The sequence below is a fragment of the Aeromonas sp. 604443 genome (genome assembly GCF_049170315.1).
Classification (GTDB): domain Bacteria; phylum Pseudomonadota; class Gammaproteobacteria; order Enterobacterales; family Aeromonadaceae; genus Aeromonas; species Aeromonas veronii_A.
Genome location: NZ_JAAKMI010000004.1, coordinates 294,678 through 314,941 on the forward strand (window position 1 = coordinate 294,678; position 20,264 = coordinate 314,941).

The 20,264-nt window shown below is 57.5% G+C and carries 15 protein-coding genes; 4 read left to right on the forward strand and 11 right to left on the reverse strand.

Going from position 1 to position 20,264, the window contains the following annotated elements:
• Positions 1 to 318: 318 nt before the first annotated feature.
• On the forward strand, positions 319 to 2,700 hold the full coding sequence (locus G5380_RS08955; protein ID WP_421209121.1) for a beta-glucosidase: 2,382 nt from the start codon (positions 319 to 321) through the stop codon (positions 2,698 to 2,700).
• Between the two features lie 95 nt (positions 2,701 to 2,795).
• On the opposite strand, the gene G5380_RS08960 is transcribed toward G5380_RS08955, so the two are convergent.
• The 8 genes from G5380_RS08960 to queA form a co-directional block, all read right to left on the reverse strand.
• Positions 2,796 to 3,773, reverse strand: coding sequence for a helix-turn-helix domain-containing protein (locus G5380_RS08960; RefSeq protein ID WP_421352665.1), 978 nt, complete (start codon positions 3,771 to 3,773; stop codon positions 2,796 to 2,798).
• Between the two features lie 600 nt (positions 3,774 to 4,373).
• Positions 4,374 to 5,309, reverse strand: a complete 936-nt coding sequence (nlpI, locus tag G5380_RS08965; RefSeq protein ID WP_005344691.1) for a lipoprotein NlpI — start codon at positions 5,307 to 5,309, stop codon at positions 4,374 to 4,376.
• A 90-nt stretch (positions 5,310 to 5,399) separates the two neighbouring features.
• Entirely contained in the window at positions 5,400 to 5,768 is a 369-nt protein-coding gene (locus G5380_RS08970) for a rhodanese-like domain-containing protein (protein ID WP_005344690.1), read from the reverse strand.
• Between the two features lie 84 nt (positions 5,769 to 5,852).
• Positions 5,853 to 6,800, reverse strand: coding sequence for a protein translocase subunit SecF (gene secF / locus G5380_RS08975; RefSeq protein ID WP_421173000.1), 948 nt, complete (start codon positions 6,798 to 6,800; stop codon positions 5,853 to 5,855).
• A 10-nt stretch (positions 6,801 to 6,810) separates the two neighbouring features.
• Positions 6,811 to 8,664: a protein translocase subunit SecD gene (gene secD / locus G5380_RS08980; RefSeq protein ID WP_421352661.1), complete on the reverse strand. Its 1,854-nt coding sequence runs from the start codon at positions 8,662 to 8,664 to the stop codon at positions 6,811 to 6,813.
• 18 nt (positions 8,665 to 8,682) lie between these two features.
• A complete protein-coding gene (gene yajC, locus G5380_RS08985; protein WP_005337327.1) occupies positions 8,683 to 9,018 on the reverse strand; it encodes a preprotein translocase subunit YajC in 336 nt (111 codons plus the stop codon).
• A gap of 49 nt (positions 9,019 to 9,067) precedes the next feature.
• Entirely contained in the window at positions 9,068 to 10,204 is a 1,137-nt protein-coding gene (gene tgt / locus G5380_RS08990; protein ID WP_005337329.1) for a tRNA guanosine(34) transglycosylase Tgt, read from the reverse strand.
• 74 nt (positions 10,205 to 10,278) lie between these two features.
• The gene (gene queA, locus G5380_RS08995; protein WP_005344678.1) at positions 10,279 to 11,331 is read right to left on the reverse strand and encodes a tRNA preQ1(34) S-adenosylmethionine ribosyltransferase-isomerase QueA; all 1,053 of its coding nucleotides are present in this window, start codon (positions 11,329 to 11,331) and stop codon (positions 10,279 to 10,281) included.
• 212 nt (positions 11,332 to 11,543) lie between these two features.
• Here queA and G5380_RS09000 point away from each other — a divergent pair, with 212 nt between their 5' ends.
• From G5380_RS09000 to ahpF, 3 genes are all read left to right on the forward strand, one after another.
• Complete coding sequence (locus tag G5380_RS09000; protein WP_013723842.1) at positions 11,544 to 11,990, forward strand: CBS domain-containing protein; 447 nt, start codon at positions 11,544 to 11,546, stop codon at positions 11,988 to 11,990.
• A 703-nt stretch (positions 11,991 to 12,693) separates the two neighbouring features.
• On the forward strand, positions 12,694 to 13,260 hold the full coding sequence (gene ahpC / locus G5380_RS09005; protein WP_005337335.1) for an alkyl hydroperoxide reductase subunit C: 567 nt from the start codon (positions 12,694 to 12,696) through the stop codon (positions 13,258 to 13,260).
• Positions 13,261 to 13,383: 123 nt separating this feature from the next.
• Positions 13,384 to 14,964 carry an alkyl hydroperoxide reductase subunit F gene (gene ahpF, locus G5380_RS09010; RefSeq protein WP_421206635.1) on the forward strand — a complete coding sequence of 527 codons (1,581 nt, stop codon included), beginning with the start codon at positions 13,384 to 13,386 and terminating at the stop codon, positions 14,962 to 14,964.
• Between the two features lie 136 nt (positions 14,965 to 15,100).
• Here ahpF and G5380_RS09015 read toward each other — a convergent pair whose 3' ends face one another.
• The 3 genes from G5380_RS09015 to G5380_RS09025 all read right to left on the reverse strand — a co-directional run bounded on the left by G5380_RS09015 (position 15,101) and on the right by G5380_RS09025 (position 20,221).
• Positions 15,101 to 15,817 carry an SIMPL domain-containing protein gene (locus G5380_RS09015; protein WP_005337338.1) on the reverse strand — a complete coding sequence of 239 codons (717 nt, stop codon included), beginning with the start codon at positions 15,815 to 15,817 and terminating at the stop codon, positions 15,101 to 15,103.
• A 56-nt stretch (positions 15,818 to 15,873) separates the two neighbouring features.
• Entirely contained in the window at positions 15,874 to 16,434 is a 561-nt protein-coding gene (locus G5380_RS09020; protein ID WP_042056172.1) for a hypothetical protein, read from the reverse strand.
• Between the two features lie 85 nt (positions 16,435 to 16,519).
• The gene (locus G5380_RS09025) at positions 16,520 to 20,221 is read right to left on the reverse strand and encodes a VWA domain-containing protein (RefSeq protein WP_421352662.1); all 3,702 of its coding nucleotides are present in this window, start codon (positions 20,219 to 20,221) and stop codon (positions 16,520 to 16,522) included.
• Positions 20,222 to 20,264: the final 43 nt, after the last annotated feature.

Sequence of the window (20,264 nt, forward strand, 5' to 3'; positions counted from 1 at the left end):
TTTTTTCCGCATCTCCCCTGCCCTTCTCCCCTCTTGTCACTTTCAGCCCCTGGTTTGGCACCGCCTTTCGATGCGACCTCGCTCACAACTCGGCACCCTTGCTCCCGCCGGCACATTTCTCGCTCCCCCGGGGCAAGGCGGCCCTCGCCCGGCTTGTTAACCTGCCTGCAGCCAAACGCCGGCCCACGGGCCCGTTCGGCCTTCCTTGCGATATCCAATGGCAGCCGCCAGCAGAGCGGCCCAGCCCGGGCGGATGCCTTCCACCCGGTGTCGATATCTCCTTTTTATTTTTATTCAGACAGTTACGAGGACGTCTTCATGCCTATCACCACAAAATTGAAAGCGGTTTCACTGGGTGTCAGCCTGGCGCTGGCCGGCCTGCTGGTCGGTTGCAACCAGAATGACTCGGATCCCCTGGTCAAGGACGATGCCTATTACCGCGACCAAGCCGAGGCCATGGTGGCCAAGCTGACCCTGAGCGAGAAGCTGGACCTGCTCTCCGGCCCCGGTTACGGCAGTGCCAACGGCGCCATCAACGTCAAGCAGGACGTGCCCGGCGTGGCGGGTTACATCAACGGCGTGCTGCGCAGCGCGGACGGCATCGACATTCCGGCCCTCAAACTGGCGGACGGGCCGGCCGGGGTGCGGATCAACGCCAACCGCGACGGTGACAGCGCCAGCTACTACGCTACCGCCTGGCCCATCGGCTCGCTGCTCGCCTCCAGCTGGGACGTCAAGCTGGTCAAGGCCGTCGGCGAAGCCATGGGGGACGAGGTGCGCCAGTACGGGGTCGACATCCTGCTGGCCCCGGGCATGAACATCCAGCGCAACCCCCTCAATGGCCGCAACTTCGAGTACTACTCGGAAGACCCCCTGCTCACCGGCAAAATCGGCGCCGCCATGGTCAACGGGGTGGAGAGCAACGGGGTAGGCACCACCATCAAGCACTACTTCGGCAACAACTCCGAGACCAACCGCAACCAGATCAACGACATCGGCGAACCGAGAACCTTCCGCGAGATCTATCTGCGCGGCTTCCAGATAGCGGTGGACGAGGCCCAGCCCTGGGCGGTGATGACCTCCTACAACAAGGTCAACGGCACCTATGTGAACGAGCGCAAGGATGCGGTGACCGACCTGCTGCGCGGCGAGTGGAAGTTCGACGGCCTGGTGATGTCCGACTGGTTTGCCGGCGACGTGGCCAACAACGCCTACAAGCAGGTGCTGGCGGGACAGGATTTGATCGAGCCGGGCAACGTCAAGGAGCAGTTGCAGCAATCCATCGAGCAGGGCCAGCTCGACGAAGCCAAGGTAAACGAGGCCGCCATCCACATCCTGACCCAGGTAATGAAGAGCCCCTCCTACAACCAGCTGGCCATCAGCAACAGCCCGGACCTGACCGCCCACGCCAAACTGGCCCGTCAGGCCGGTGCCGAGAGCATGGTGCTGCTGCGCAACCACGCCGCGGCCCTGCCGCTGGCGGCAAGCAGCACGCTGGCCAGTTTTGGCATCAACCAGATCAACACCTACAAGGGCGGCACCGGCAGCGGGGATGTGAACGCCGCCAGCACCACCACCATCGCGCAGGGACTGGCGGCACGCTTCCCGGTCAACGAGGCGTTGCAGAGTTACTACCGCGATTTTTACGAGAACAACAAGGTCTATCACGAGGGGCAATTTGGCGCCAAGGGCTACTACACCTGCGCCGAGGCGCCAATCAGCGGCGATCTGGCGGCCCTGATCGCCAGTGCGGCCGCTACCCAGCAAGCCGCCGTCATCAGCATCGGCCGCCAGGCCGGGGAAGGGGCGGATCGCAGCAGCGGCAAGGGGGACTATCTGCTCGGTGATGACGAGCGCGCCCTCATCGACGCGGTGAGCAGCGCCTTCCACGCCCAGGGCAAGAAGGTGGTGGTGGTGCTCAACGTCAACGGCGTCATCGACACCGCCCAGTGGAGCGACAAGGTGGATGGCATCCTGCTGGCCTACATGGCCGGCCAGGAGACCGGTCACGCGGTGGCGGACGTGCTCTCCGGCGCGGTCAACCCGAGCGGCAAACTGGCCCAGAGCTTCCCGCACAGCTACGCCAGCGTACCCTCCGCCGGCACCTTCCCGGGCGAGGACACCGACGGGGACGGCGAACCGGACGATCTCTACTACAACGAAGGGATCTACGTGGGCTATCGCTACTACAGCACCTTCGAGCAGGCGGTCTCCTACCCGTTCGGCTTCGGTCTCTCCTACACCAGCTTCAGCTACACCAGCCCCGCCATCGCCAGCAATACCCTAGCGGACGGCAGCGCCGGCAACCTGGTGCTGACCGCCACCATCACCAACACCGGCGCCGTGGCAGGCAAGGAGGCGGCCCAGGTCTATGTGACCGCCCCCGAGGTCAAGCTGAAGAAACCGCTCATCGAGCTCAAGGCCTTTGCCAAGACGGCGCAACTGGCACCGGGGGCCAGCGAACAGCTGAGCTTCACCATTCCGGCCAGCATCCTCGCCAGCTTCGATGAGGCCAGCAACCAGTGGATCGTGGAGCCGGGCCGCTACAGCGCCTACATCAGCCCCTCGTCGGATGTCTCCGCCAGCACGCCGGTCAGCTTCACGGTTAGCAAAGAGATCGTGGTGAGCAACACCACGCCAGGGGCACTGGCACTGCCGACCGGGGTGGATCCCGCCAGCGTCACCACCATCACCCGCTAACAAAGGCAGGCACGGCCGGGCCCCCAGCCCGGCCTTGCCCGAACATTGCCCAGCAATGACCCGCCCACGGGACCGGCCTTGCACCGGTCCCGTTTTTATTGGCGGGCGTTGCGATAGGCTAGCGGCGTCATCCGGGTGTTGGCCTTGAAGAAGCGGTTGAAGGCGCTCTGGGACGAGAAGCCGACCCGATCGCTGATGTTCTGTAGCGGTTGATCACCCTCCCCCAGCAAGCGGCAGGCTTCGCTCACCCTCGCCTCCCTGAGCAGGGTTGAGAAGCTGCGTCCCTCCCCCTGCAATTTGCGATTGAGGGTCCAGCGGCTGACATTCATGGCGGCGCACACCTCCTTGAGCAGGCTCTCGTCGCTCTCCAGCCCCCCTTCCCGGATCTTGTGGCGGATCCGCTCCCCCACCAGACAGGCAAAGGGGGCCCGCTCGGCGATGTCGGCGCAGATCTGCGCCAGCTGGGCCAGTTGCAGACGACCCAGCGGCTCGTTGTAGCAGTGGCTGGGGCAGTCGAGTTGGGCATTGTCGATGGTCAGGGTGTTTTCCCCCTGCTCCCAGCGGCAGCTAGTGGCGAAGAACTGGTCCAGCAGTTGATGGCGCGGTGGCGGCCGCCCCGTGAAGCCCACCGAGACCCGAGGATCCGCCAGATAGACCCGCAAAATCCGGTAGAGCATGATGAAGTTGGGGATGGCCTGACTCGCCCCCAGGCTGGCGGGCCCCTGATTGACATACAGGTATTGGCTGGCCTGCGCCCCCCGCCGCACCCGCAGCTCGTCACAACTGCCGATGATGGGGCGATAGGCCAGCAGCATCTCTAGCGCCGCCCGCGGTGATGGCTGGTTCAGGCACAGGCTGATGAGGGGTGGATAGTGCTGGTAGAGCTGGCCGATGTCGTAGGAGAGGATGGTTTCGTGAAAAATGGCCAGATAGGGCTGCATCAGTTGCAGCATCCGGTAGTGGCTGTGGGCCGGCAGCCGGCCCTGCTCCCGCTCGATGTCGAACGACGTGAGGCCGCCCGCCATCAAAATGGCATCGGGATCGCCCCCCTGCTGCTGGCAGGCTCCCAGCATTCGTCTGATCACCTGGTTTGATACGCTCTGTGACATCCGTCGTCCAGGCCTCCGTGCTGACAGGAAATTGCTCGTGATCTCCACTTTATCGACTACTGATCCACCTCCCATCGAACAGGGTTAGGAGACCAGGGACCATTATGGGGCGGTCACAGGACGAGCAGATGTAACGGAGTGTAAAAGCACGGGCCAGCACGCATATTTACTCCCTATCGTCAGCCTCACCCATTATGAGAGAGGCAGTCCGGCAGGAATCGGACAAGAGCAGCGATAGTCAACCAGTCGCCCACCGCGATAGGGAAGAGAATCACCCATATCAGGAGGCATACGACGAGCCGACCGGGTTTCACACGGAGTCGGCCCCATCCATCTGTTGAGCTGCATGGATCAGATGTGCCCGTTCATTATTCAGAGGCGGGCGGCAGAGTTGGAAAAACTGGCGGGGTTGTGTGGATTAGCGACACGAAGCTCACTGTGACATGGAGCCAAGCCACGGGAGTGGGTGTGAAAAAGCAGATAAAAACAATGCCAGTCAGGCTTTACTGACTGGCATTAGCCTCATATCGAGGTTTTTTATCACCGGGTAATCGCCATCTCCATTCAGGAGGGCTGTTCGCCTTTGCTCTGGGCACCCGGCGGCAAGGGTTTGCGCGCCATCAACTCCAGTTCGAGCAGAGCATAGCGGTGCTCGATGAAGTCATAGACGTTGTTGGAGAGCGCCAGCTTGAAGTAGCTGATGGCTTCCTTGCGGTTGCCTTTGCCCAACTCGAACTTGCCCAGATAGAAATAGGTTTCACACAGGCGCTCGGCCAGCTCCCGGTTATCCTTCACCCCTTTCACCACGTTGCCCATCAGCTGGGACGCGTTGATCTCGCCGGTATAGAGGCGAACCAGATCCCAGTTCCAGGCGTCGTCATCGTACTTGTTGAGGCGCTCGCGCATCCGGCTCATGGCCGCAGCGGGATTGAGCTTCTGCTCGGCCAGATAGAGCCAGATCACCCGATAAGGGTCTTCCGGCTGCGCTTCGTAGAAACGCTTCATATCGGCCGCTGCCAGCTCGGGACGATTACCGTAATAGAGGGCAATACCGCGGTTAAGGTAGGCATAGTCATAATCGGGTGCCAGCTCGAGGGCTGAGTCGAATGCCTCATAGGCTTCGTCGTAGTTCTGCTGCTGTACCAGATAGACACCGATGAAGTTGTAGGCTTCAGCGAAATCCGGTTTCTCCCGCAGGGCCCTGTTGAAATCGAGACGGGCAAGGGAACGCAAGCCGACGCGATCAAACACCACGGCACGTTCATAGAACAACTCGGCCCGTTGCTCCGTGGTCAACTCCATTTCACTCAGCATCTGCCCGAGTCGGGCGAGCGCCAACTCGCTTTGGTAGGAGACCTGCAGGGGGGTCGCCAATACCAGTGAAGCAGGCTGCGCCTTGGGAACCTTAGGGGTGTTGACATGACTGCTACTGCTGCAACCCCACATGGGTAGCAGCAACAGGATACCAAGGAGGTATCCAATCCCTTTCCTGACGTTCAATGAACACTCCGACGCTTACGCTTGACCCCGCATATGGTAAAGGTCAGCCGCCACTTTGTCATGTAGCTGAGCCCCTCTCCATCAAATAAATCAGGATTCGACAGGGTATCCGGCCTCCAGCCAGCCGCGAAAACCGCCGTCAACACTGATTACGTTGCGATAACCCATCTGTTGCAAATTGTCGGCCGCCAGTACGGAGCGAAAACCGCCACCACAATAGAGATAGAGCGTGGTCTCGGGATCCGGGAACAGGGTCTCGATATCCCGCTCAATCACTCCACGACCCAGATATTGGGCTCCGGGCAGATGGCCTTTGGCCCACTCGCTCTCTTCCCGCACGTCGATCAGGTGAAACGTGCGCCCTTCGTCCTGCCAGCGCTTGATCTGGTGAACATCGGTTTCGGTGATGCGGGAGCGGATCCCGTCAACCAGCGCCAAAAAACGGGGATTGTGTTGCATGGCAAGCTCCTTTTGTTGAAATCATCTGCGTCAGCAAACGACACGCAGAGATAAGAAAAGAGCGCCATGAGGCGCTCTTCACTGTTACGGCAGGATTTCCTGTTGGTCCGCACCCTCTTTCTCTACCTGGGTGGGCAGCATGTGCTCGCGCTTGACGCCGAGGAACATGGCAAACGCACTCGCCACATAGATGGAGGAGTAGGTACCGAACGCCACACCGATCACCATGGCCACGGCAAAACCGTGGATCAGCGCGCCGCCCTTGAGCAGCAGCGCCAGCACCACCACGAAGGTGAGCCCGGAGGTGATGATGGTACGGCTCAGGGTCTCGGTCATGGAGAGATCGAGAATGTAGTCGGTATCCCCTTTGCGCACCTTGCGGAAGTTCTCCCGCAAGCGGTCGAACACCACTATGGTATCGTTCAGGGAGTAACCCACTAGGGTCATCAATGCCGCCAGCACGGTCAGGTCGAACTCGTACTGGAAGTAGGCAAAGACGCCCAAGGTGATCACCACGTCATGCACCAGCGAGAGGATGCCGCCCATGGCCAGACGCCATTCAAAGCGCACCGCCACGTAGATCAGGATACAGATGATGGAGGCCAGCATCGCCAACGCCCCGTCAGTAGCCAGCTCGTCACCGACTGAAGGGCCGACGAATTCGACGCGTTTGAGTACAGCGCCCTCATCGAGCAGCTTGGCCGCTGCCAGCACCTCGTTACCCTGCTGCTCGACCTTGACCCCCTCTTTCGGCGCCAAACGGAACAGCACGTCACGGCTGGAGCCAAAGTGTTGCAGGGTGGCCCCTTCAATCTTCTGCTCTTCCAGAACGTCGTGGATCTTGTCCAGGCTCACCGACTGCTGGAATCCCACCTCGATGGTGGTACCACCAGTAAAGTCCAGACCCCAGTTCAGCCCCCGATCAAACAGGAAGAACAGGGCTACCACCATCAGCACGGAAGAGAAAACCACACCCGGCTTGGCATAGCGCATAAACGGGATCGGTTTTTCAAAATGTAGAATCTGAAACATTTCTCTATCCTCAGATGGGCAGCTTGTCGATACGCCGTCCACCCCAAGCCAGGTTGATAATGGCACGGGAAACTGTGATGGCAGTAAACATGGAGGCGGTCAGACCAATGCCCAGCGTCAGGGCAAAGCCCTTGATGGCGCCAGTACCGATACCGAACAGGATCACGCAAGTGATCAGCGAGGTCACGTTGGAGTCGGCGATGGTGGAGAATGCCCGATCAAAGCCCAGATGGATGGCTTGCTGAACACCGCGACCGTTGCGGATCTCTTCACGAATACGCTCGTAGATCAGTACGTTGGCATCCACCGCCATACCCAGCGTCAAGACGATACCGGCGATACCCGGCAATGTCATGGTGGCCCCAGGGATCATCGACATGATGCCGACAATCAACACCAGGTTCATGCAGAGCGCCAGGTTGGCGACCCAGCCGAACGCGCGGTAGTAGATCCCCATGAACAGCACGATCACCAGCATGGCCCAGCCGATGGCTTCCATACCGCTGTCGATGTTCTGTTGACCCAGGCTCGGGCCAATGGTGCGTTCTTCCACGATCTGGATCGGGGCGATCAGGGCACCGGCACGCAGCAGCAGCGCCAGGTTGTGGGCTTCGTTGGCGTTGTCGATCCCAGTAATACGGAACTGGCTGCCAAGACGCGACTGGATGGTGGCGACGTTGATCACCTCCTCCTGCTTGCGGAACTTGCGCTTGCCATCCGGACCCGGTTGACCGACCGGCTTGTACTCGATGAAGACGGTCGCCATCCCTTTACCCACGTTGTCCTTGGTAAAGTTGGCCATCTTGTTACCACCCTGGCCATCCAGCTTGATGTTGACCTGGGGACGGCTGTACTCGTCGAAACCGGACTGGGCACCCACGATGTGGTCACCGGTCAGGATCACTCGCTTGTGCAGTACCACCGGACGACCATTGCGATCGGTATAGACCTTGGAGCCGGGGGGAACTCGCCCTTCAGCAGCCGCCTGAATATCAGCCGCCTCATCCACCATGTGGAACTCCAGGGTCGCGGTCGCACCGAGGATCTCCTTGGCACGAGCGGTATCCTGAATACCGGGCAGTTCAACGACAATGCGTTCGGCGCCCTGCTGTTGTACCAGCGGCTCGGCCACACCCAGTTCGTTGACCCGGTTACGGATGATGGTGATGTTCTGCTCGAGGGCGTACTTCTTCACTTCCTTGATCTTGGCTTCGCTCAGACCCGCCAGCAGGATAAACTCATCCCCTTTCTGCTCGGTAGTGAAGGTCAAATCAGGGTTCTGACGACGCAGATGAGAAACGGCGCGTTCCTGATCGGCTTCGTCACGGAAGATCACCTGCACCTGATCACCGACTCGGCGCACGCCGGAGTAACGGATCTTCTGGGTGCGCAGCTCGGAGCGGAAATCCTGCACCATCTGCTCTTGCTGCTTGGTCAGTGCTTCGGCCATGTCCACTTCCATCAGGAAGTGCACACCACCGCGCAGATCAAGACCCAGCTTCAGAGGCGCCGCACCGATGGCTTCGAGCCAGGCGGGAGTGGAAGGTGCCAGGTTGAGTGCGGTAATGAAGTTGTCGCCCAGCTTGTTGGCAACGATATCGCGCGCTTTCAGCTGGTCTTCGGTGTTCTTGAAGCGGATCAGGATAAAACCGTGCTCGAATGCAGCATGTTTGACCGGGATCTTGGCCGCTTCAAGGGTCTCTTTCACCAGATCAAGAGTATCTAGCTTGACTTCGGCACCACGGCTGGCAGAAACCTGCAAAGCCGGATCTTCGCCGTAAAGATTGGGGGCTGCATATAGAAAACCGATGGCGATCACCAGGATCACCATCAGGTATTTCCACAGCGGATAGCGATTCAACACGCTGTGCTCCTTGGGAGATTAAAGGGACTGGATAGAACCCTTGGGCAGAACGGCAGAGACGAAGTCCTTTTTGATGGTGACTTGAGTCTGGTCGTTCAGGGCGATCACCAGGTAATCGCTGTCTGCAGCCACTTTGGCAATTTTGCCAACCAGGCCACCGGAAGTGAGCACTTCATCACCCTTGGACAAGGAGCTCATCAGATTGCGATGATCCTTGGCACGCTTGGCCTGGGGACGATAGATCATGAAGTAGAAGATCAGGCCGAATACGGCCAGCATGATGATCATTTCCATACCACCACCCTGTGCACCCGGTGCTGCGCCTTCTGCATACGCCTTGGAGATAATGCTCATTTAACAACCTCTTATTGATGTAGATTTAAAAAAAAATTATATGTTGTTGTTATTTAACGTCATTTTCAGCTAACGGAGGCACAGGCTTCCCTTGCCGACGGTAAAACTCTGTTACAAAGTCGTCTAATTTACCCTGCTCGATCGCGTCCCGCAAACCCTGCATCACACGCTGGTAGTAACGCAGGTTATGAATCGTATTCAGACGGGCACCGAGGATCTCGTTGCACTTGTCCAGATGGTGCAGGTAGCTGCGGCTGTAGTTCTTGCAGGTGTAGCAATCGCATTCGGCATCCAGGGTGCTGGTGTCGTTGCGGTGCTGGGCATTGCGGATCTTCACTACGCCATCGGTGGTGAACAGGTGGCCGTTGCGGGCGTTGCGAGTCGGCATGACGCAGTCGAACATGTCGATACCACGGCGCACCCCTTCCACCAGATCTTCCGGCTTGCCGACACCCATCAGGTAGCGCGGCTTGTCAGCCGGAATTTTCGGGCAGACGTGCTCGAGGATGCGGTGCATGTCCTCTTTGGGTTCACCCACCGCCAGACCGCCGACCGCATAACCGTCGAAACCGATCTCCAGCAGCCCTTTGAGGGAGACATCACGCAGATCTTCGTAGACCGAGCCCTGGATGATGCCGAACAGGGCGTTCTTGTTGCCCAGCGCATCAAACTTGTCGCGGGAGCGCTTGCCCCAGCGCAGGGACATCTCCATGGACTTGCGCGCTTCTTCATAAGTGGCCGGGTACGGAGTGCACTCGTCGAAGATCATCACGATGTCGGAGCCCAGATCGTACTGGATCTCCATGGACTTCTCGGGGTCGAGGAAGATCTTCTCGCCATTGATGGGGTGACGGAAGTGGACGCCCGCTTCGGTGATCTTGCGAATATGGCCCAGGCTGAACACCTGGAAACCACCGGAGTCGGTCAGGATCGGGCCCTGCCAGTTCATGAAGTCATGCAGATCGCCGTGGGCACGCATCACTTCCTGACCCGGACGCAGCCAGAGGTGGAAGGTGTTACCCAGCAGGATCTGGGCGCCGGTTTCACGCACTTCTTCCGGGGTCATCCCCTTGACGGTGCCGTAAGTTCCGACCGGCATAAAGGCCGGCGTTTGTACCACACCACGTTCGAAGACCAGTTGACCGCGACGGGCACGGCCGTCGGTGGTTTTCAGTTCAAATTTCATTGCTACCTCGGCTGCGTCAGATAAACAGTCTGACAATAGGAGGGCCGCTCACGGCCCGGTAAATAAGCTGAAGCTTATGCTTCAACCTGGCGACGGGTGACGAACATGGCGTCCCCGTAGCTGAAGAAACGGTACTGCCCGGCCACGGCTGCCTGATAGGCCGCCATCACGTTGTCATAACCGGCGAAGGCGCTGACCAGCATGATCAGGGTCGACTCCGGCAGATGGAAGTTGGTGACCATGGCATCGACAATCTGGAACTGATAGCCAGGGAAGATGAAGATATCGGTGTCACTAAAGAAGGGCGCCAGCGGTTTGCCCTGCGCCAGGGTGACCTTGGCCGCGCTCTCCAGCGAACGCACCGACGTGGTCCCCACCGCGATCACCCGACCACCACGGGCACGGGTGGCCGCGATGGCATCCACCACCTCTTGCGGCACTTCCGCATACTCGGAGTGCATGTGGTGATCTTCAATCTTCTCTACCCGCACCGGCTGGAAGGTCCCCGCCCCTACATGCAGGGTGACGAAGGCCGTTTCAACCCCTTTGGCCCGAATTTTCTCAAGCAGCGGCTCATCAAAGTGCAGACCGGCGGTCGGCGCGGCAACGGCGCCCGGCTTTTGATTGTAAACGGTCTGGTAGCGCTCCTTGTCGGCATCCTCGTCGGGACGGTCGATATAGGGGGGCAGCGGCATGTGGCCGATGGCCTCCAAAATCTCCAGCACCGGACGCGGGTCTAGGAAGTGGATCTCGAACAGGGCGTCGTGGCGGGCGCGCATCTCTGCCTCCACACCACCATCCATGATCATCCGGGTGCCGGGCTTGGGCGCCTTGGAGGCACGGACATGGGCCAGCACGCTGTGCTCGTCCAGAATGCGCTCGACCAGTACCTCCAGCTTGCCGCCGCTGGCCTTCTGGCCAAACATGCGCGCCGGAATGACACGGGTGTTATTGAATACCAGCAGGTCACCCGGATTGAGCTGATCCAGCACATCCACAAATTGACCGTGGCGCAGGGCGCCAGTTTGACCATCGAGCTGCAACAGGCGGCTGGCGGTACGCTCTGCCATCGGATAGCGGGCAATCAGCTCGTCTGGCAGATCAAAATGAAAATCGGATACTTGCATCTTTCACCTCGGGGGGAATCGGCGGCTAGTCTAGTTATCCCCATCTTCCAAGGCAACCCAAAAGACCAAAAACCCAAGAGAGACAAGGGGTAGCGAGCAATATTGAGACACACATCCGGTTAATGATTCTTTAATGTTCTGTATTGACCCTGATCATGTTTTGCCAATGGGCGCTGGGCTAGGGTGAAAGCAGATACACAAGGAGGCCCACCATGATGACCCTATCCGAAATCATGACCGAACACCCCTTCACTCTGGGTCCGTCAAACAGTGTCAAACAGGCGATGGACCTGATGCAGCAGGAGCGAATCCGCCACATTCCCATCGTCGACGAGCAGCATCACCTGCTGGGGTTGGTAACTCTCACCGATATCCTGGCCACCCGGGAATCCAAGCTGCTGCTCATCAGCCCGGAGCGGGAAGCCGAATTTACCGACAGCGTGCAACTCGACGAGATCATGACACGGCAAGTGGCGAGCGTAGATCCTCACGCCGGCATCAAGGAGGCAGCACTTTACCTGCAGCGCCACAGATATGGCTGCCTGCCGGTACTCAAAGGACGCAAGCTAATCGGCATTGTCACCGAGTCGGACTTTATTGCCGTGGCCATCAACCTGCTGGAATTGATGGAAGAGCAGGAACCACCTACCGACTTTTGATAGATTAAGTTGTAATTAAATTACAATAAAAGCGTTTTCAGCCGTCTAAATAAGCTGAAATGATGAAACACTTTCATTTTGGTTGAAAAATTACAACAAACACTTGCCTTGTGATCTGCGTCACACTATTATCCCTCCCATGCAATAGTTGCCGAGGGGAAGACGAGGGATTGTGCACCCATTATCTTCCTCTCATATGTCTGCAAGTTTGCACACCCCGTAGTTAGTCTTTGCTGTAAAGCATTTGTTTATATAGCCATTCCTTGTTTGATGACCCGGCCCTGTCGTTGCGATAGCGCCGGGATTTTTTTATCCGCGTTTTCTGCTCTCCCCCTTGTCAGCACATCCCCCATCGCTGCGAGGAACGGTCTCAACCTCCTCGCCACCTGTTTGCTCTATATGTTTGCACCACCGTTTATCTCATCGCGTTATCGTGGCTCTGCACACCTCTTCCCATGCCTTGAAAAGGCGATGTAGCGCACAGATATTGAACCACGACAAGGAGTTATCTCAGTAGGCCTGAGATATTCATGTTAGGTACAGCCATAGTGAGTTATCTAATAAGTAGATTTAAGCGATTCAAAATTGCGGCTTTTCTCGATTAGTGGAAGCCCCTATGATGAATCCATCGAAAGTTAAGCGCCTCGTCTGGCAGACTCTTCAACACCAGACCGGCATATGTACATCACCAAGGAGCAATTACATGTCTACCTACATCAACACTGAAATCAAGCCGTTCAATGCTACCGCCTACCACAATGGTAAATTCGTTCAGGTGTCTGACGCTGACCTGAAAGGCAAGTGGTCCGTGGTCTTCTTCTACCCGGCTGACTTCACCTTCGTTTGCCCGACCGAGCTGGGCGACCTGGCTGACAACTACGCTGAATTCCAGAAGCTGGGCGTTGAGATCTACTCTGTCTCTACCGATACCCACTTCACTCACAAAGCATGGCACGACACTTCTGACACCATTCAGAAGATCCAGTACCCGATGATTGGTGACCCGACTGGTACCATCACCCGCAACTTCGGCGTGATGATCGAAGAAGCTGGTCTGGCTGACCGCGGTACCTTCGTGATTGACCCGCAGGGCATCATCCAGATCGTCGAGATCAACGCTGGCGGCATCGGCCGTGACGCACTGGAACTGCTGCGCAAAGTCAAAGCAGCCCAGTACGTTGCTTCCCACCCGGGTGAAGTGTGCCCGGCTAAATGGAAAGAAGGCGAAGCCACTCTGGCCCCGTCCCTGGATCTGGTAGGCAAGATCTAAGCCTCCCGCTTCCAAGACCGGCCCGCATAAGGGCCGGTCTGCTTTCCGGCATTGCCAAATAGGCCTGAAAGCAGACCGACTCACATTTAATGCCAACTCGCCATTACAAGAAGGAATTCGACCATGTTGGATACCAACCTCAAACAACAGCTGAACACCTATCTGCAGTACATCGTCAATCCCATCGAGATCAGCGTGTCCGGCAACGACAGCGACAAATCTGCAGAGCTGCTGGCACTGGCCAGCGAGATCGCCGAGATGTCCCCCAAGATCACCCAGACCTCTGGCACTGCCGTTCGCAAGCCTTCCATGAGCGTCGCGCCCCAGGGCCAAGCACCGCGTGTTCACTTTGCCGGCATCCCCATGGGTCATGAATTTACCTCTCTGGTACTCGCCCTGCTGCAAAGCGGCGGCCACCCCTCCAAGGCCGATGCGGCAGTGCAGGAGCAGATCCGCAATCTCAAAGGTGAGTTCCACTTCGAGACCTATATCTCCCTCTCCTGCCACAACTGCCCGGACGTAGTACAGGCCCTCAACCTGATGGCGACCCTGAACCCCGGCATCACTCACACCATGATCGACGGCGCCCTGTTCCAGGAAGAGGTCGCCGAGCGTCAAATCATGGCGGTACCGAATGTTTACCTGAACGGTCAACCGTTCAGCCAGGGCCGGATATCGCTGGAAGAGATCGTCGCCAAACTCGACACCGGCGCCGCCGAGCGCAAGGCTGCCGAGCTGAATGAGAAAGATCCCTACGACGTACTGGTGGTGGGCGGTGGCCCGGCTGGCGCCGCAGCGGCCATCTATGCCGCCCGTAAAGGCATTCGCACCGCCATCGTTGCCGAGCGTTTCGGTGGTCAGGTGATGGACACCGTCGGTATCGAGAACTTTATCTCCGTGCCCTACACCGAAGGCCCCAAACTGGCCGCCAGCCTGGAGCAGCACGTCAAACAGTACGGCGTGGAAGTGATAACCGAACAGCGCGCCGCCGCCATCAGCAAAGATGGATATGTGAACGTGGATCTCGCCTCTGGTGCCACCTTGAAGAGCCGCGCCGTGATCCTGGCTACCGGTGCCCGCTGGCGTGATCTGAACGTACCGGGCGAGCTTGAGTACCGCACCAAGGGCGTGGCCTACTGCCCGCACTGCGATGGCCCCTTCTTCAAGGGCAAGCGAGTAGCTGTGATTGGTGGCGGTAACTCCGGTATCGAGGCGGCCATCGATCTGGCTGGCATCGTCGAGCATGTGACTGTGGTGGAGTTCGCCGACACCCTGCGTGCCGATGAAGTGCTGCAGAAGAAGGCTCGCTCCATGGGCAATATCGACATCATCATGAGCGCTCGCACCACCGAAGTGATCGGTGATGGCAGCAAGGTGGTCGGCATGGATTACGAAGATCGCACCACAGGTGAGATCAAGCACCTGGCGGTAGCGGGCATCTTCGTCCAGATCGGCCTGGTACCGAACACTGAGTTCCTCAAAGGGAGCGAGATTGCCATGACCCGCTTTGGCGAGATCGAGATCGATACCAAAGGGGCGACCTCCCTGCCCGGCGTCTACGCCGCTGGCGATGCCACCACGGTACCGTTCAAGCAGATCATCATCTCCATGGGTGCTGGCGCCACCGCCGCACTGGGTGCGTTTGATTACCTCATCCGCAACCCGGCGCCGGAAGCGACCAAGGCTGATGCTGTGACCGCCTGATAAACCCAGCGCAACAAAAAGCCGATGCTCGATTTAGTAAACACGAGCGTCGGCTTTTTTATATCTGCATCGATGCGCAATAGAAACCCCGCCGCAAATGGCGGGGGTGTTCATGACTGGACTTAAACGACGGGCATCACTCCAGCAAGAAAACAGCCTCGATATTATCACTTACCGTGATCTGCTGTTGTTGATAGCTGTTGTCCGCCATATCCGCCGCAGGTGCAGCCATCGCCATGGCCTGCACTACCTTCAGGTTGCGGCTGTAGGCGGTAATGGGCGAAGCATTGCGGTACTCCACACTGTAGACCTTGCCAAGCTTCATCCCGAAGGCCTTGGCCAGAGATTCAGCCTTGGTTTTGGCATCCTCAACGGCATTCAAACGGGCCTGCTCCTTGATGACCTGCGGCGATTTCAACCCGTACTCAATCTGGGATACGGACTCCAGCCCGGCTTTGAGTGCGGTATCCATCAGGGGGCTCAACTTGTCGAGCTGATAGAGCTTCACCGCCAATTGTCGCTGAGCACGGTATCCCAACAATACCGGCTTCTTGTTCTCGCCATACTGATATTCCGGAGAGACCATCAGGTTGCCAGCCTCAACATCGCTGCGCTTGATCCCCAGCCCTTCCAGTTGGCTGAAAAAGGCTGCGACCTTGGTATCGACCTGCTGCTTGGCCTTGAGGCCCTGCTTATCCAGTGCACTCACCGCCACATTGAGGGTGAGCATATCGGGTTCGGTCTTCTGCTCGGCATAACCACTCACCACCAGATGGGGCGCTTGCGGCACTTCAATCGCCAGCAGCGGAGCACTGACAACCAGAGCGGAAAGAGTAAGAAGGGGACGCCACATAGAAAAAAACCTCAATCGAAAAGATTGAGGCCATTATGCCCGTGCAGCTACGGGATTCATATATCATGCGAGGGGGGGAACTGATCCAGTATCTGATTGGTCAGATCGAGACTGATGGTGACCACGCTGCAGACATCTGGGCTCTGCTCTACCTTATCTTGTGACGATGTCGCACCGCAGACCTGCACCTCATCATCGAAATGGAACGAGTCCCACGACAGAACATGTCCTTGCACCGCCTGTCCGAGATCGGTGCCACCAATTGCCTCCTCCATCGCAGACCAAGGGATGGTATCAGACGGCCCAAGCAAATTTTGCAACAACGGAGGGTGAAAACTGACCAGTGGATACTCCTGCTGACCCTGCTCATGGCCAACCAGAATCATGTTATGGGCAGACTCGGTATCCAAAACAGGCACATAGGTGATAGAGGCTGCAGCAAAGTCAACATAGAGCGAGCCCGCGACATCACCGGCCTCATTCTCTATCTCCATCCCATCCAGCCGATCACCGGCGATCGAGGCCTGATAGCCAAACTGACCTGCGCAGGTAATGTTGCCCTGTCCATCCCAGCTATAACGGATGCCATCAATGTCGACCCAGTTGAATGACTGCATGATTACCCTCTCTTCTACGGCCGCTATCTTATCCATCCACCTAAAGAAAAAACAGGGGCCAGGCAAGCCCGGCCCCGAGAGAGGGTTACGGATCAACCTTCAAGTTACCGTCATCCAGCAAGTGCTTGATGATCTCCTGATTGGAGCCCAGTGAGGCGAGGTCGAGTGAGTTCTGGAACTGGATGGTCAGTTCCGGGCTCCCACCGGCCCCGGCAGGATCTATCGTCAACGTCTTGGTCGTCGTGTTGAACTGCAGATAGTTGTCCAGCACGGCTGCCAGATCCTCGTTGTTCCCCACTGCAGGTACGCCGACCAGCAGATCCGAGAGATCCAGTACATCTCCACCATTGTTGGTATCACCTAAAGTGAAATCAGTAATGGTATCGATACTGCCGTCCGCATCCCCCGCCAGCCACTTGAAGGTGTCACTCTCCCCACCACCGGTCATGGTATCGCTGCCAAGGCCGCCGATCAGAATGTCCTTACCAAGGTCGCCCGTGAGTATATCGCTACCAGAACCACCATCCAGATAATCATCACCGACACCTCCAACAAGGGTGTCGTTCCCTTCCTGGCCAAAAAGGATATCGTTGCCACTGCCACCATATAGGGTGTCATTACCACCACTGCGGCTACTCTCCCCACTCAGCTCAGTAATATGGGTCCGGATGTAATCCACCGTCTGTTCACGTGTCCACCCATGACTGGACTCCAGCGTTTCAAATACCAGCCAACCAGAACCTTGGGGCAGATCCAGTCCCAACTCGCTGGCCAGCGTATCGGTATTGAGTACATCGCCAAACAGGATGTCATTGCCAACACCACCATCGGCCACGTCATTGCCGGCCCCCAGCAACACAGTAATCTGATCCCCCTCGGTCAGGGCTGCCGTCAACTGCTCGGCACTGGTCACAATCTGGGCATCGCCGATCGGGGCATTGAAACCCTGCTCGATCCGGATATTGTCTATCCGTACCTCAGCATTCCGGTCATTGGAGCTGTCGAGCAGTTCGAACACAAACCCGTATTGCCCGACAGGCAGTCCATCGGTTGTGATAGTGCTGTAAGCCGTCAAAACAGATGAACTAACGCCAGTAATGGTGCCCGTTTGCACTGGATTGAGCATATCCCAGACGCCACCCTCGAGTTTCACCAACTTCCAGGTGAAGCTGTCGCTGCTATTAACACCATTCAAGGCATACTGGAACTGCAGACTTGCTCCGGCTTGTGCCGCAGAAACCTGGATGGCATTGGCCACGGCGAGCGCCAATATTGTCCTGTCAGAATCAGAACCGGTTCGATCATCCCGGATCCGCAAGCTTCCATTTGTAACAGTATGCGATCCCTGAGCATCACCACTGAGCACCCATCCCGAGGCGGCATTTATGCCGCTACCACTACCAAATGTGGCCAAGTCAAGGAAGCTGCCTGCCGAGTAAAACTGATCTGCCGTTTCAGTCGTGTTATCAAAGAACTTCAACAAATCCTTGTTAACATCATTGGTCACCCCGATTGCATTGACCTGGCTGATGGCACTGAGTGAAACAAAAGCATCCACCGACTCCTTGATCACCTCAAATGTGGTGCTGTTGCCTGGTCCGGCGACCTGATTGCTGTCATTGAGGTAGTAAGTCGGGTTACCATCCGTGACAAAGAATGTCAGGTTCTGGTAACCGGGAGCAGCCTTGCTACCATCATTGAACCACTGCACGGCCTGATTGAACGCGGCTTCATAGTTGGTGCCACCATTGGCAACCAGTGCATCAATGGCATTGGTCAGGTTGCTCACATTACTGGCATCAAGCCCTACTATTGTCACACTCTCGCTGGCATTCGCCGCAAAACCAATCAAGGTGACATTGATCTCACCATCATGATCTTTCAACTGGTTGGCCAAATGGGTCAGGGAGGCCTTGAGCATATTCAGTCGTGCTCCAGCCATACTTCCAGACACATCGACCACCAGGGCAATATTGTAATTCTCACCCGGGATGAAATTGGTACTGGTGCCGCCGATGTCCCCCACCACAATATCGTGACCAGCACCGCCTGCAACCAGACCATCCACACTACCGTTGGAGTTGGGCACCTTGTGATCATCATCCGTGCCGGGGGTCCCGGTAGTGTCGGGGGTATCCGAGGTGTTGCTGCCCACAACCAGAATATTGGACGCGACGGGAGGCTCATTGCTCTTGACCGATACAGTAAAGTTGGCGCTGGCTTTATCTCCATCGGCATCAGTCAAGGTAGCACTGAAATCAAGGTCAATATCAGGAGGCGTGATCTTGTCGATCACTCCGAAATTCTCGATCCTCACCGAGTCATTGCCATTCAGCACAAAGCGGACATAAAGCTGGCTGAACTCCCCATCGGGTTCTATGCTGGCCAACTGCATCGACCCTTTGAGTCCTGACAGAACAAGCTCTCCGGAATCGACGACGGTCACGCCATCGGCAGCATAAGCCACCCACTGTATGGTGCTGGTATTGGTGTTGCCAACCCCGTAGACGTTGAAAGAGAGCCCATCAACGGCTGCAGTCGTGGATACCTTGAACCCTTCGTTATTGTCCAGGTTGCCGTTCTTAATCCCGAAACCATTGTTGTTCGGGTTGAGATTATCTGCATCACTCCCCGGCAGATCCTGAGGATTATTGACGCTGCCATTGAACAGCAGACCATCGAACAGTACACCAATCCCGCCAGCAGTAACTCCGATCGTCTCAACAGGCCCGCCAGCACCGAACTGTGCCCCGATCGAGAAAGTTTGGGTTGGCTGGGGAGTAACCAGTTCAAAGCTGTAAGTATTGTCGTCATTGAGTGTCAATGTATAGAACACTTTAGGTGGCTGCCCACTACCATCAATGGTTGCTACCAGAGTCTTGCCATCAGTCGACAAGGTTTCGGTGATCCCTGCCAAATCAGGCCATCCAGTCAGTTTCAGTCCACCAGTACCCAGAGGGCCATCAGCACCAAAAGAGACGCCAAACAATCCACCGGTAGTGATGTCGGCTACATTCATCACTCCCAGACTTTCGATGCCTGTGATCACGGGCATATCGTCTTCAATAACAACACTGACCTGCTTGGTATCACTCAAGTCACCATCACTGGCTGACAGGTTGAAGGTAAATGTCTTCAGTCCTTCCTTATTGTCTCCAAATTCATGATCGATGGGCCCCAGCAAGGTGACGGTATATTTACCAACCGGATCTACAGATACTTGTATGACTGGGATCCCTCCCGCTGAACCCACCAGTGTCGCAGACCCTATACCACTCCACACAACTGGTACCCCTCCAGAGCTCAGGCCAGATGGAGCAGAAAGAGTGAACGTAAAGGTATTGCTGTCGATATCTGTCACACTTGCCGTCGCATGGGTCGAGGTGCTATCGGTAATATCGCCGGGATTGGGTGAATTGTCTGGATTGGATCCCGGTAATCCCTCCTCGGATATGCGCAGATCCGAGACAGTCAGCATGGGAGCATCATTAGTTGCAGTGACGGTCACGGTGAAGGGCTTGCTGTCTGCCCCACCCTCGTCCGTGGTCCCCGCCACATTGCCATTCACGACCCCGCTCCAGTCCGCCGGCAAGCTAAAGCCAGGTACGCCCGCTGTGCTCGCACCGCTCCAGCTGTAGCTGCCCGCCACCGCGCCAGCCACCCAGCCTGCCCCCATCAACGCACCTGCCGGCACACCGCTCAGGGTCACCGTCACACCGGTCACCTGCTCCGAACCATCCGCGTCGGTCGCAATGACACCCAGCTGCGCCGCCAGCGATACCGCCACCGGTGCATCCGTTTCTGCCAGCACCAGGTTGGTGGCGCTGACA

Bases quoted from the DNA above. Each gene is read 5' to 3' on its own strand.
- G5380_RS08955 (WP_421209121.1), top strand. From the start codon at position 319: ATGCCTATCACCACAAAATTGAAAGCGGTTTCACTGGGTGTCAGCCTG.
- G5380_RS08960 (WP_421352665.1), bottom strand. From the start codon at position 3,773: ATGCTGGGAGCCTGCCAGCAGCAGGGGGGCGATCCCGATGCCATTTTG.
- G5380_RS08970 (WP_005344690.1), bottom strand. From the start codon at position 5,768: ATGCAACACAATCCCCGTTTTTTGGCGCTGGTTGACGGGATCCGCTCC.
- secF (WP_421173000.1), bottom strand. From the start codon at position 6,800: ATGTTTCAGATTCTACATTTTGAAAAACCGATCCCGTTTATGCGCTAT.
- yajC (WP_005337327.1), bottom strand. From the start codon at position 9,018: ATGAGCATTATCTCCAAGGCGTATGCAGAAGGCGCAGCACCGGGTGCA.
- tgt (WP_005337329.1), bottom strand. From the start codon at position 10,204: ATGAAATTTGAACTGAAAACCACCGACGGCCGTGCCCGTCGCGGTCAA.
- queA (WP_005344678.1), bottom strand. From the start codon at position 11,331: ATGCAAGTATCCGATTTTCATTTTGATCTGCCAGACGAGCTGATTGCC.
- G5380_RS09000 (WP_013723842.1), top strand. From the start codon at position 11,544: ATGATGACCCTATCCGAAATCATGACCGAACACCCCTTCACTCTGGGT.
- ahpC (WP_005337335.1), top strand. From the start codon at position 12,694: ATGTCTACCTACATCAACACTGAAATCAAGCCGTTCAATGCTACCGCC.
- ahpF (WP_421206635.1), top strand. From the start codon at position 13,384: ATGTTGGATACCAACCTCAAACAACAGCTGAACACCTATCTGCAGTAC.
- G5380_RS09015 (WP_005337338.1), bottom strand. From the start codon at position 15,817: ATGTGGCGTCCCCTTCTTACTCTTTCCGCTCTGGTTGTCAGTGCTCCG.
- G5380_RS09020 (WP_042056172.1), bottom strand. From the start codon at position 16,434: ATGCAGTCATTCAACTGGGTCGACATTGATGGCATCCGTTATAGCTGG.